The 12,831-nt window shown below is 65.9% G+C and carries 10 protein-coding genes; 7 read left to right on the top strand and 3 right to left on the bottom strand.

Annotated features, from left to right (window positions below):
• Positions 1 to 167 precede the first annotated feature (167 nt).
• A complete protein-coding gene (locus ACIP9X_RS12805) occupies positions 168 to 1,754 on the top strand; it encodes an LCP family protein (protein WP_400480114.1) in 1,587 nt (528 codons plus the stop codon).
• Between the two features lie 112 nt (positions 1,755 to 1,866).
• Here ACIP9X_RS12805 and ACIP9X_RS12810 read toward each other — a convergent pair whose 3' ends face one another.
• Entirely contained in the window at positions 1,867 to 3,819 is a 1,953-nt protein-coding gene (locus ACIP9X_RS12810; protein ID WP_400480115.1) for a M13 family metallopeptidase, read from the bottom strand.
• A 254-nt stretch (positions 3,820 to 4,073) separates the two neighbouring features.
• Here ACIP9X_RS12810 and leuA point away from each other — a divergent pair, with 254 nt between their 5' ends.
• The 3 genes from leuA to ACIP9X_RS12825 all read left to right on the top strand — a co-directional run bounded on the left by leuA (position 4,074) and on the right by ACIP9X_RS12825 (position 7,521).
• A complete protein-coding gene (gene leuA, locus ACIP9X_RS12815) occupies positions 4,074 to 5,816 on the top strand; it encodes a 2-isopropylmalate synthase (protein ID WP_400480116.1) in 1,743 nt (580 codons plus the stop codon).
• Between the two features lie 104 nt (positions 5,817 to 5,920).
• Positions 5,921 to 6,673: a DNA repair protein RecO gene (recO, locus tag ACIP9X_RS12820; RefSeq protein WP_400480117.1), complete on the top strand. Its 753-nt coding sequence runs from the start codon at positions 5,921 to 5,923 to the stop codon at positions 6,671 to 6,673.
• Between the two features lie 2 nt (positions 6,674 to 6,675).
• Entirely contained in the window at positions 6,676 to 7,521 is an 846-nt protein-coding gene (locus tag ACIP9X_RS12825; RefSeq protein ID WP_400480118.1) for an isoprenyl transferase, read from the top strand.
• On the opposite strand, the gene ACIP9X_RS12830 is transcribed toward ACIP9X_RS12825, so the two are convergent.
• Positions 7,518 to 8,516 (bottom strand): alpha/beta hydrolase, encoded by a 999-nt coding sequence (locus ACIP9X_RS12830; protein WP_400480119.1) that lies wholly within the window; start codon positions 8,514 to 8,516, stop codon positions 7,518 to 7,520. The two genes, ACIP9X_RS12825 and ACIP9X_RS12830, sit on opposite strands and share 4 nt — an antisense overlap.
• A 138-nt stretch (positions 8,517 to 8,654) precedes the next feature.
• Here ACIP9X_RS12830 and ACIP9X_RS12835 point away from each other — a divergent pair, with 138 nt between their 5' ends.
• Positions 8,655 to 9,722: a quinone-dependent dihydroorotate dehydrogenase gene (locus ACIP9X_RS12835; RefSeq protein WP_400480120.1), complete on the top strand. Its 1,068-nt coding sequence runs from the start codon at positions 8,655 to 8,657 to the stop codon at positions 9,720 to 9,722.
• Between the two features lie 134 nt (positions 9,723 to 9,856).
• Here the strand turns inward: ACIP9X_RS12835 and ACIP9X_RS12840 are convergent, their stop codons facing one another.
• Positions 9,857 to 10,456: a DUF3043 domain-containing protein gene (locus ACIP9X_RS12840; protein WP_400480121.1), complete on the bottom strand. Its 600-nt coding sequence runs from the start codon at positions 10,454 to 10,456 to the stop codon at positions 9,857 to 9,859.
• Between the two features lie 104 nt (positions 10,457 to 10,560).
• On the opposite strand from ACIP9X_RS12840, the gene ACIP9X_RS12845 reads away from it, so the two are divergent.
• Both ACIP9X_RS12845 and ACIP9X_RS12850 read left to right on the top strand, forming a co-directional pair.
• Positions 10,561 to 11,985 carry a dipeptidase gene (locus tag ACIP9X_RS12845; RefSeq protein ID WP_400480122.1) on the top strand — a complete coding sequence of 475 codons (1,425 nt, stop codon included), beginning with the start codon at positions 10,561 to 10,563 and terminating at the stop codon, positions 11,983 to 11,985.
• A gap of 214 nt (positions 11,986 to 12,199) precedes the next feature.
• Positions 12,200 to 12,589 carry a HesB/IscA family protein gene (locus ACIP9X_RS12850; protein ID WP_400480123.1) on the top strand — a complete coding sequence of 130 codons (390 nt, stop codon included), beginning with the start codon at positions 12,200 to 12,202 and terminating at the stop codon, positions 12,587 to 12,589.
• The last annotated feature ends 242 nt before the right edge of the window (positions 12,590 to 12,831 follow it).

Here is a 12,831-nt window from a genome sequence, read left to right on the forward strand (position 1 = left end):
GGGTCCGGGCGGCGCGGGCCGGAGCGTTCCGTGCCCAGCGGCGTTCCGCAGTCCCTAAGGCACAATCCGCCGCGCCCGGCGGGCCGGTCCCGGCGCCGCTTCCGGGGTTTTCCCAGACTCGGCAACTAAAATAGGGCGGATTTCATTTTTAGAGGAAGGTACACCCTGTGGTGCTACGCCGCGACAACCGCGCACAAGGGCCAGGCACACCCGCCCGGTCCGAGCCAGCTGCCCGGCATGCCGCAGACGCCCGCGTGGGCGCTGCCCGGCATTTGAACATGCGCCACATGCCCGTGTGGCTGAAGGTGACAACCGCCGTCGTGTCCCTTGTCCTGCTCGGAGGCCTGGCGTTTGCCGGCTACTGGTACTTCAGGCTGCAGTCGAACATTTCGTCGTCCGCCCTCGGCGCGGGCAGCAACAAAACCGACTCCGTGGACGACGCGACCGGACGGCTCCAGATCCTCATCCTGGGATCCGATACCCGGGACGGCAAGAACGCGGACTACGGCACGGCGGATGATTCCAAGGGCTACGGCAAGTCGGACGTCATGATGCTCATGGATATCTCGGAGGACAACAAACGCGTCAGCGTTGTCAGCTTCCCCCGGGACCTTCTCGTGGACATCCCGGAATGCACCGACCAGAAGACCGGCAAGAAGTACCCTGCGCGCCAGGACGTGATGATCAACGAGGCCATGGGTGAAGCCGGTATCGGCTGCGCAGTCGACACCGTGAACAAGCTCACCGGCCTCGAGGTGGACCACTTCATGATGGCCGACTTCAACGCCGTGAAGGAACTGTCCAACGCCGTCGGCGGCGTGGAGGTCTGCATCAGCGACGCCGTCTACGATCCCGACTCCCGGCTCCGGCTGCCCAAGGGCAAGTCCCAGGTGCAGGGTGAGCAGGCCCTTGCCTTCCTGCGGACCCGCCACGCCTTCGGCAACGGTGGAGACCTCGGCCGCATCAAGGCCCAGCAGGGGTTCCTGTCCTCCCTCACCAGGAAGATCAAGGATGACGGCACCCTCTCCGATCCGGTGAAGATGCTCAACATCGCCGACGTCGTGACCAAGAACCTGACGGTCGACGACGGGCTGTCCTCTGTGCCGGCCATGATCACCATCGGCAACCGGCTCAAGACGATCGACGTCGGCAAGGTTGCCTTCGTGGCCGTGCCGACCGTTCCGGCCGCCAGTGACCCGAACAGGCTTGATCCCGCCCAGCCGGCAGCATCCCAACTCTTTGAAGCCCTGAAGAAGGACATCGACCTCACGGACCCCGAGGGCAAGGAGAAACCGCCGGCGACGCCGAAGCCAAGCACCAGCCCGACGCCGACAGCCAAGCCGACGCCTACGCCTTCCGTGCCGCCCTACGACAAGTCCCTGCAGCTCGTGACGGTCGCCAACGGCTCCTCGGTGCCGACCAGGACCCAGGAAATCGCCGAAGCGCTCATCGCGGGCGGATTCACCCAGGTGGGCCAGCTCGAGGCCAGCCCGGTCGAGACGACCATGGTGTACTACGGGACCGACTTCGCCGACGTGGCAGTGGACGTCGCTGCGCTGTTCGGCATCCCGGCAAGCCGGGTGCTGCCGTCGGAAGGCGTCGCGGGAGTCCAGGTCTACCTGGGTGCCGACTTTGCCTCCGGGTCCAAGCTCGGCAAGACATCGGTTCCCAAGGACATCGTGAACCAGACGGCCAAGGATGCGACCTGCCAGACGGCAAACCCGGAACTGATCGTCCAGGACGCCGCGGGCTAACCACGCAAGAACAAGCCGGAGGGCCTGACTACAACGAAATGCCGGGCCAACCATGTGGTTGGCCCGGCATCTTTGTACCCCGGCTATGTTCGCAACGGCGGACGTCCGCTTCCTACCAGATGCTGACGCGCTCCTCCGGCGGCATCCACATCCCGTCCTGCTCCGTGACGCCGAACGCGGCGTGGAAGGCATCCAGGTTCCTGGCGATGGTGTTGGTGCGGAACTCGTTGGGGGAGTGCGGGTCGGTGGCCAGCCGCCGGATGGCTTCCTCCCCGCGGATGACCTGGCGCCAGCAGGCGGCCCACGAGGCGAAGAACCGCTGTTCTCCGCTCAGGCCGTCCAGGACCGGTGGCTCCTGCCCGTTCAGGCTGAGCCGGTAAGCCTTGTAGGCGATGGTGAGCCCGCCAAGGTCGCCGATGTTTTCCCCAAGCGTCAGCCGTCCGTTGACGGTATGCCCGGGGGCTGCGTAGGGGGAGAGGGCGTTGAACTGCTCAACCAGCCGTCCCGTTAGCGCCTCGAATGCCTTCCGGTCATCCTCGGTCCACCAGTTGCGGAGTTCGCCGGTGCCGTCGAACTGCGAGCCCTGGTCATCGAACCCGTGGCCGATTTCGTGGCCGATCACGGCTCCGATACCCCCGTAGTTGACCGCGTCATCGGCGTCGGCGGTGAAGAACGGCGGCTGCAGGATTGCCGCCGGGAAGACGATCTCGTTCAGCATCGGATGGTAGTAGGCGTTGACGGTCTGGGGCGTCATCAGCCACTTGTTGTGGTCCACGGGCTTGCCCACCTCGTCCAGGTGGCGGTCGACGTCGGCGTTATGGGCGCGTTCGACGTTACCCAGCAGGTCCGACGGGTCAACGGTGACGGCCGAGTAGTCGATCCACTCGTCCGGGTAGCCGATCTTGGCGCGGAAGGCGCCCAGTTTGCGCAGGGCTTCCGCCTTCGTTTCCTCGCCCATCCACGGCAGGTCCGTGATGCTCTGGCGGTAAGCCTCGATCAGGTTGTCCACGAGCGTCTGCATGCGGGCCTTGTGGGTCTCCGGGAAGTGCCGGGCAACGTAGATCTGCCCCACAGCCTCACCAAGAGCCGCTTCGACGACGGCGACGCCCCGCTTCCAGCGGTCCTTGTTCCGGGGCGTACCGCTGATCCGGGTGCCGTAGAAGGCAAAGTTGGCGTCCACGAAGGCCGGGGACAGGTACGGGGCGGCTGCGTTGATGACCCGCAGCGCGAGCCACTCCTGCCACACGGGGAGCGACTCGGAGCTGAGGAGGGCGGCAGCACCGGTGAAGAAGTCCGGCGTGCTGACCACCATCTCCTGGCGCTTGTCCGGAACGATGTCTGCGGCTTCAAACCAGGTGTCCAACAGCGGAAACAGCTCACGTGCCTCGTCCGCGGACTTCAGGTTGTAGGTCTTTTTCGGATCGCGGAGGGTGACGTTGTCCCAGTGGTGGGAGGCCAGTGCCGTTTCAAGGGCCACAACCCGGGCCGCAGCATCCTCGGAATCCGGGATGCCGGCCAAGGTGAACATTGTGCCCACATAGTCGCGGTACGACTCCACGATCGGCGCGAACTTCTCCTCGCGGTAGTAGGACTCGTCCGGGAGCCCGAGGCCGCCCTGGCCGGTGTACAGCAGCACCCGCTCGGGATTTCCCGCATCAGGAGCCGGGTACAGGTAAAAGAGGCCGGACACATCGGAGCGGAACAGGCGCCCGGCCAGCGCCACAAGGTCGCTGATGCTGGAGGTCGCAAAGACGTCGGCAAGCCGGGCACGGATCGGTTCCATGCCCTTCGCTTCTGCGGCGGGCTCGTCCATGAAGCTGTTGTAAAGATCGCCGATCTTGCGCTCGATGCCGCTGGCCGCCTCACCCTTCGCGGCCGCTTCTTCGATGATTTCCCGAACCGCCAGTTCCGCGCCGTCACGCAGCGCGGTGAACGTACCCTCCAGCGGGCGGTCATCCGGAATGGTGGTGCTCTTGAGCCACGCCCCGTTCACGTGCTGGTACAGGTCATCCTGCGGCCTGGCACCGTGGTCGAAATTGGACAGGGCAATCCCCGAATGTGGCACAGAAGCTCCTTCAGTGACGGGCTGCTGCCGGCGCTGGCACCGGTGCAGCGTCTGCATGGTGGACGTTGCGGGAGGTGTTGCTCCTTCATCTTACGCACCCGTGTTACTGTGAAACGGTGCGTGCAGAACTGCTTCTTCTTAGCTGCCGCGGCGAGGCCTCAGACGCGATCTAGCGCAAGGCCCACCCTCGCTGCGGAGTTTGTGTTGCCCGGCCACCCTTTCACTCTTGATTCACAGAAAAGGCCACGATAGTAATGCGAAACGCACAGAAGCCCTCCGGAATGCCCGTCCACCGCTACATCCCGTTCCAGGACCAGATCAAGGTCGAAGTGCCTGACCGCACCTGGCCGGACAAGGTCATTACCAAGGCCCCGCGCTGGTGCGCCGTTGACCTGCGCGACGGTAACCAGGCGCTGATCGATCCGATGAGCCCGGCCCGCAAATTGAAGATGTTCGAACTGCTGGTGCGCATGGGCTACAAGGAAATCGAAGTCGGCTTCCCTTCCGCTTCGCAGACCGACTTCGACTTCGTCCGGCAGCTCATCGAGGGCAACCACATTCCGGATGACGTCACCATTCAGGTCCTGACGCAGGCCCGTGAGCACCTGATCGAGCGGACCTACGAGTCGCTGGTCGGCGCCAGGCAGGCGATTGTCCACCTGTACAACTCCACCTCGGTCCTGCAGCGCCGCGTCGTGTTCAACCAGGATGAGGACGGCATTTTGGACATCGCGCTCCAGGGCGCCCGGCTGTGCAAGAAGTACGAAGAGACCCTGGCGGACACCCACATCACGTACGAGTACTCACCGGAGTCCTTCACCGGCACCGAACTCGAGTACGCCGTGCGGGTCTGCAACGCCGTCGCAGATGTTTTCGAGGCCTCCGCTGACCGCCAGGTGATCATCAACCTGCCCGCCACCGTTGAGATGGCCACCCCGAACGTTTACGCCGACTCCATTGAGTGGATGAGCCGCAACCTCCACCCCCGCGAGGGCATCATCCTGTCCCTGCACCCGCACAACGACCGCGGCACCGGGGTCGCAGCTGCCGAGCTCGGCTACATGGCCGGCGCGGACCGCATCGAGGGCTGCCTGTTCGGCAACGGCGAACGGACCGGCAACGTTGACCTCGTGACGCTGGGGCTGAACCTGTTCGTCCAGGGCATCGACCCGATGATTGACTTCTCCAACATTGACGAAGTCCGCCGAACCGTGGAGTACTGCAACCAGCTGCCGGTGCCCGAGCGGGCCCCGTACGGCGGCGATCTCGTCTTCACCGCGTTCTCGGGCTCCCACCAGGACGCCATCAAGAAGGGTTTCGAGGCCCTCGAGAAGGACGCCGCGGCCGCCGGAAAGGACGTTGCCGACGTCACCTGGCAGGTCCCGTACCTGCCGGTTGACCCGAAGGACCTGGGGCGCAGCTACGAAGCGGTGATCCGCGTCAATTCCCAGTCCGGCAAGGGCGGTGTGGCCTATCTGCTGAAGAACGAGCACAACCTCGACCTGCCGCGCCGTGCCCAGATCGAGTTCTCCGGCGTTATCCAGCGCCGCACGGACACCGTGGGCGGCGAGGTCAGCGCCGCGCAGCTGTGGCAGGTGTTCCAGGACGAGTACCTGCCCTCCGACTCCGCCGACCGCCAGTGGGGCCGCTACTCGCTGGGAACGGTCAAGACCGAGACCGACGACAACGGGTTCATGACGCTGCACACCACCCTCTCCGTGGATGGCGTCCAGGTCCAGCGGACCGGCACCGGCAACGGCCCCATCGCAGCGCTGCTGGACATCCTCGGCCAGGACGGCGTGGATGTCCGGGTGCTGGACTTCAGTGAACACGCCCTGTCCGAAGGCGGCAACGCCCGCGCCGCTGCGTACGTGGAGTGCGCCGTCGGGGAGCGCGTGCTGTGGGGCATCGGCATCGACCCGAACACCAGCATGTCCTCGCTGAAGGCCGTCATTTCGGCCGTGAACCGCGCCGTCCGGGACGCCCAGGAGGCATAGCCTGCGGGTCCAGGCATGATGTGCAGGTGCGCCGCCGCTTTGCGCGGCGGCGCACCTGCATCCCGGAAAGCAGGGTTTTCCGGGGGAGAGTGCGAAGATTAAGCGTGGTCCAACAGTCATTTGCAGCGCGTGCCTACCGCGATGAGGCCGTGGTGCTGCGCACCCACAAACTGGGCGAGGCGGACCGCATCATCACGCTGCTGACCAAACACCACGGCCAGGTGCGGGCGGTCGCCAAGGGCGTGCGCCGCACCAGCAGCCGGTTCGGTGCCCGGCTTGAGCCCTTCATGGTGGCGGACCTGCAGCTGGTCGCCGGCAAATCCCTGGACATCGTCACCCAGGCCGTCGCGAAGGGCGCGTATGGCGGGAACATCGCGGCAGACTATGCCAGTTACACCGTCGCCGCCGCCATGACGGAAACCGCAGAAAAGCTGACCGACGTCGACGGCGAAGCCGGCACCGCCCAGTACAACCTGCTCGTGGGCGCACTGGCGGCACTGAGCCGCGGGGACCACACCCCCGAGCTGATCCTTGACTCCTACCTGCTGCGCGCCCTCGCCACGGGCGGGTGGGCGCCGAGCTTCACCCACTGTGCCCGCTGCGGAGCGGCGGGGCCGCACAATGCTTTCTCCGCCCCGCTGGGCGGCATGGTCTGCGGAGACTGCCGTCCCCCCGGCTCAGCGGCCCCTGCCGCCGAAACGGTGGCGCTGCTCGGCGCCCTGCTGACCGGCAACTGGACGACGGCGGATTCCTCACTGCCGCTGCACCGCCGGGAGGCTGCAGGCCTCGTGGCCAGTTACCTGCAGTGGCACCTTGAACGTGTCCTGAAATCCCTCAAACATGTGGAGCGTACCTGACAGTGTCCTTGGGAAAGAAGACCACCCCCGCCCGGCGCCGGACCTCTCCGGTGGTCCGCCCCTATCCGCATCCTTCCGGGGCCGTCGTCCCTGCAATCCCTGAGGAATTCGTTCCCCGGCACGTCGCCATCGTCATGGACGGCAACGGGCGCTGGGCGAACCAGCGGGGACTGCCCCGCATCGAGGGCCACAAGGCGGGGGAGCCCGCCCTGCTTGATGTGGTGGCCGGTGCCATTGAGCTCGGCATCAAGTACGTGACCGTCTACGCGTTCTCCACCGAGAACTGGCGGCGCTCCCCGGAGGAAGTGCGGTTCCTCATGGGGTTCAACAAGGAAGTGCTGCGCAGGCAGCGGAACCAGCTGGACGAGTGGGGCGTGCGTATCCGCTGGTCCGGCCGCCGGCCGAAGCTGTGGGGTTCGGTGATCCGCGAGCTGGAGGAGGCCGAGGCCTACACGGCCGGCAACAGCACCTGCACCCTGACCATGTGCGTCAATTACGGCGGCCGTGCTGAGATCGCCGACGCCGTCTCGGCCATCGCCGAAGACGTTGCCGCCGGACGGCTGAAGCCCGGTTCTATCACCGAGAAGACGATCCAAAAGTACCTCGACGAACCGGACCTTCCCGACGTCGACCTTTTCCTCCGCAGTTCCGGAGAGCAGCGGCTGTCCAACTTCATGCTGTGGCAGTCGGCGTATGCGGAGTTCGTTTTCCTGGACACCCTGTGGCCGGACGTGGACCGCCGGACCCTCTGGGATGCCGTGGGCATCTACGCCAAGCGGGACCGGCGGTACGGGGGAGCGGTCGACGCTGCCCCCGACGCCGGAGCGGCTGCCCACCAGCCAGGCTAGGTGTCCCCGGCCTCCGTGTAGCCGCGGATCCACCGCTCCAGCCGGCGGTAGGCGTCGGCGCGCACCTCGGCGCGGGAGAGGAAGACGTCGTGCAGGGCGCCGTCGATACGCTCTACCGTCACGCTGCTGCCTAAAGACAATGCCCGGACGGCGATGACGTGGACGTCCAGCACAGCATCGGCGCTCCGCATCTCCTCCCGCCAGAAGGGGCCGGTGGAACTGGCCCCGGAGATCAGCACCAGGATAGGGATCCCGATGCCCAGCCCGCGGGCAACCTGGGCATGGCCGGCGAGGACGGCGCTTAGCCAGCCGGCGCGGACCGGAAACGCCATGGGCGGCCGGTACCGGTCGTCCAGAGCCCATTCTCCCTCAGCGGAGCTGCTGATGCTCCGCCAGTAAAAGCCCCGCTCGGGCAGGCGGAGCACGGCTTCCGGCTTCAGCCGGGCCAAGGGCTCCACCATGGTCCACGCAGCCCGGCGGCCCAGCGAACTTCCGTGCATTTCCAGCCAGGGACTGTTCAGCACCAGCTGTGACACCACGCCCGGGTTGCGGCTCACCCAGAGAGCCGCCACGAGCCCGCCCGTGGAATGCCCCATCAGGACCAGCTCAAGCGGCTCCGCAGGCTCCGCCTCCCGGATCATGCCCACGGCCGTAGTAATTTCAGCGTCGTAGTTTGAGAGGTCGGCAACGTAGCCGCCATGCTCTTCGGGCTGCAGGCTGCGGCCATGGTTGTGCATGTCCAAAGCAAAGAAGGAGAAGCCCTGGCTGTGCCAGAAGCGCGCCAGCTCGGTGTTGAAAAAGTAGTCGCTCCAGCCGTGCAGGAACAGCACCGCCCGCCGGGCGGGGCGCCTGCTGTCCTGCGGCGGGTGGCGCTTCGTTTCCTGGAGCGGGGTGTATCGGACGAGTGTGGCGGTCCGTGTAACGCCGTCTGCGCCCACGGCATCAAAGGCATGGGACTCGAAGCCCTCGCCGAGGATGTCGTGCTGCCACTTCATGGCACCAGCCTAGACGTTTCGCAGTCGCGAGTGCCGTTTGGTGTGCGCTGATTGGATTTGGTTCGTGTTGGTCCAGTCTGGGTCCGTTTGGGCTACACCGGTTTGGTCCGGACTGCCCTGAGACGGAAAACTAGAGGCATGCGCGTATACCCCACTTTCTTCAGGCTGGCCTTTTCATGGATGGACGCCGAGCGCGCCCACAAGATCGGCTTCAAAGGCATCCGGCTGGCCCATACCACCGGAGCCGGCCGCCTGCTGGCCCCCTTCACGGCGCCGCCTGCCTCCCTGCAGACCCATGCTTTCGGACTCACCTTCCCGTCGCCGTTCGGGTTGGCCGCCGGTTTCGATAAGGAAGGCCACGGCATTGAGGCCCTGACCGAGCTCGGCTTCGGCCACGTCGAGGTCGGCACCATCACCGGCCAGGCCCAGCCCGGCAACGAACAGCCGCGGCTGTTCCGGCTCATCGAAGACCGCGCGGTAATCAACCGCATGGGATTCAACAATGACGGCGCCGGAGCTGTGGCTCCCCGGCTCAAGTCAGCACGGGCGGCCCTGCAGCGGCGCCATCCCAAGGTGCGGCCGCTCATCGGCGTGAACATCGGTAAGAGCAAGGTGGTGGAGCTGGAGGACGCTGTGGATGACTACCGCATCAGCGCCCGCAGCCTCGCTCCCGCCGCTGATTACCTCGTGGTTAACGTCAGTTCGCCCAACACTCCGGGACTGCGGCTCCTGCAGAATGTCGAAACCCTCCGGCCGCTCCTGGCTGCGGTGGCGGAAGAAGCGGACAAGGCGGCAGGCCGGCATGTGCCCCTCCTGGTGAAGATCGCCCCGGACCTCAGCGACGAAGATATTGACGACGTTGCCAGGCTGGCGCTGGATCTGGGCCTGGACGGGATCATTGCCACGAACACCACTATTGGGCGTTCAGGACTCCGCTCAGACTCCGGCAGGGTCGAGGCCTGCGGAGCCGGCGGCCTCTCCGGCGCGCCCCTGAAATCCCGTTCTTTGGAGGTGCTGCGGAGGCTGAGTGACGCCACGGACGGTAAGATCACACTTGTTTCAGTAGGCGGCGTCGAAACGGCACAGGATGTCCAGGAGAGGCTGGATGCAGGGGCCACCCTCGTTCAGGGCTACACGGCCTTCCTCTACGAGGGACCCTTCTGGGCGGCCCGCATCAACAGGGAGCTGGCCAAGGCGCGGGCGTAGCTGCTGACCCAAGTTACTGACGCCGGCGGACAACAGCGGCGTCAATGCAAGCAGCCCCCGGCGGTAGTAACTGCCAGGGGCTGCTTCGTTGTATCAGGTTCCGGGCAGGCACCCGGAAAAACCGAAAAGCGGGGTTAGGACGGGTACTGGCCGCGCCGGACCTGGGGCTTGGGGAGGCGGAGCTTCCGGAACTGCAGGGAGCGCATCGATCCGTACCAGACCGTGCCACGCTCCACCTCGCCGAACTTCGCCGCGAGCTTCTTGCGGAGTTTGCGCGACAGGATAAACACGTCCACGAACACGGCCAGGAACATCACCCAGAATCCGCCGAGGACGTAGATCATCTGCTCGCTCGTGGACGGAACCACCAGGGAGACGATCACGAAGATCAAAGCACCGAACATGAGGTACTCGCCAAGGCTGAACCGGGCATCCACGTAATCGCGGGCGAACCGCTTCTGCGGACCCTTATCCCGGAGCGGGAGGAACCGCTCGTCACCCGTATCGAGGGCCTGGCGCATCTTCAGGCGCTGCTCCTGCATGGCGGCGCGCTCTGCTGCCTTGGAAGCCTTGCGGTCCTCGGGCACCAGGGGGCGCCTGCGAGCAGCTTCCTGATCCTTGCGCCTGGGTGTGGGCGTTCCCTTGCCTGCGCCGGCCTGCCGGGCCGCTGCATCAGCAGCCTGCTGGTCTACTATGTCCTGCGCCGATGGCGCTTCCTTTTTACGTCCAAACACCAAAACAGAATACCCTGCAGCGCCCGGCAGCCTGTTATGGGGACAGCGAAGGGCCCGCCCCTGAAAGCAGGGGCAGGAACGTGCGGCACCGGTAGTGTTTTGCCATGACTTCAGCATCAGCGGCCATTCCGCCTCAGTCCGACAGTGCGGTTGCCGACATCGACGCCCTCCGCTCCGCTGTCACCGCCGGCTTTGACACCACCATGTCCCGGCTGAAAGATCTGGTCGGTATCCCCGGCATTGCCTGGGCCAGCTTCGATCCTTTGGACCTGGATCGAAGCGCGGACGCCGTCGCCACGCTGGTGCGCGACGCCGGCTTCTCGGACGTCCGGATCCTGCGGTGCGGAAAAGCGGACGGAACGCCGGGAGGACCGGCCGTCGTGGCCCGGCGGCAGGCTGCCCCGGGCAAGCCGACCATCCTCCTTTACGCCCACCACGACGTGCAGCCCCCCGGCGAAAAGGCACTGTGGGAAACGGAGCCGTTCGTCGCCGTCGAACTCGGTGGGCGGCTGTACGGCCGCGGCGCCGCCGATGACAAAGCCGGCATCATGGCACACCTTGCTGCCTATGCGGCAGTAACGGAGGTCCTGGGCGAAGAGTTCGGGCTCGGAGTGACGTTGTTCTTTGAGGGGGAGGAGGAAGCCGGTTCACCGACCTTCCGCACCTTCCTGGAAACCCACCGGGAACTGCTCCGTGCCGACGTCATCATTGTCGCTGATTCCAGCAACTGGAAGGTGGGCGTGCCCGCGCTGACTACGAGCCTCCGGGGACTCATCGACGGAACCATCGAGGTGCAGGTCCTGGACCACGCTGTTCACTCCGGTATGTACGGGGGTCCGGTGCTCGACGCTCCAACGCTGCTGTCACGCCTCATTGCAACCCTGCACGACGACGAGGGCAGCGTGGCCATCGACGGGCTGGTGGGCTATGACAAAGCCACCGTGGACCTTACCGAGGCTGAATACCGGGCGGACGCCTCGGTGCTCGACGGAGTGAAGTTGGCCGGCACCGGAAGTATCGCATCGCGCATGTGGACCAAACCGGCCCTGTCCATCATCGGGTTTGATGCCCCGGCAGTAGAGATGGCCTCAAACACGCTGTTGCCGCGGGCACGGGCCAAGTTCAGCCTCCGGCTGGCTCCCGGTCAGGTTCCGGCTGAAGCCATGGAAGCGGTGCGGCGCCATGTCCAGGTCCACGCGCCGTTCGGGGCGAAGGTTGTCTTCACCCCGGGGGAGAGCGGCAACTCCTATCTGGCCGACACATCATCCGCGGCGGCAGGATTTGCGATGTGGGCGCTAGGAGAGGCATGGGGTGTGCCGGCCGTGGAAATGGGAATCGGCGGCTCCATTCCCTTTATCTCAGATTTGACCGAGGTGTACCCGGAAGCGCAGATCCTGGTTACCGGGGTCGAGGACCCGGACTCCCGCGCCCACTCCGCCAACGAATCACTCCACATCGGGGACTTCCGTAACGCTGTGGTGGCGGAGGCGCTGCTGTTGGCCCGCCTTAACAGCGAGGGTCTGGACTGACTTCTCTGGCCAGGGCCAGCCTTTTCTAGGCTTGGCCGGGCAGTGGAAGAAGGTTGCCTGCTCGTTCCGGGAACAAGTAGTGTTCGGCCATGGTTACGCCTGAGGTTAGAGCTACGCGTCCGAGCGACGTAGCATTAGCTATAGCCCATACCGTTTTTGTAGGGCAGGCGCCGTTCACGCGGGGCTGCCAGGACCGTCGTTAGAAGGTAGGCCAATGAGCACTACGACCAATGAAAACAGCACTGAATCAAACGGCACCGCCAGTGCCGAACTGGCGACCCACGAGGTTCAGCTGACCGACGTTGCCGCAGGCAAGGTCCGCAGCCTCCTTGAGCAGGAAGGCCGGACCGACCTCCGCCTCCGCGTCGCCGTGCAGCCTGGCGGTTGCTCCGGTTTGATCTACCAGCTCTACTTCGACGAGCGCCTCCTTGACGGGGATGCCGTACGTGACTACGACGGCGTTGAGGTCGTCGTCGACAAGATGAGCGTGCCGTACCTCAGCGGTGCCAGCATCGACTTCGAGGACACCATTTCGAAGCAGGGGTTCACCATCGACAACCCCAACGCCGGCGGGTCCTGCGCCTGCGGCGATTCATTCCACTAAGCGGGCCTCGCAGCCCTTCCTCACCCTGTGGCGGGGGGGGGGGGGGGGGGGGGGCCCCCCCCGCCGGCGGGGGGGGGGGGGGGGCGCGGGGGGGGGGGGGGGCCCCCCAACCCCCCCCCCCCCCCCCCCGGCCCCCCCCCCCCCCCCCCCCCGGGGGGGGGGCGCCCCCCCCCCCCCCCCCCGCCACACTGATGAGGACATGTGGGCGAAAACGCGCGGGGAGCGGTAAGCTCTACACCGAG

Origin of the sequence: Arthrobacter sp. NPDC093125 (assembly GCF_044754225.1) — a bacterium.
Classification (GTDB): domain Bacteria; phylum Actinomycetota; class Actinomycetes; order Actinomycetales; family Micrococcaceae; genus Arthrobacter.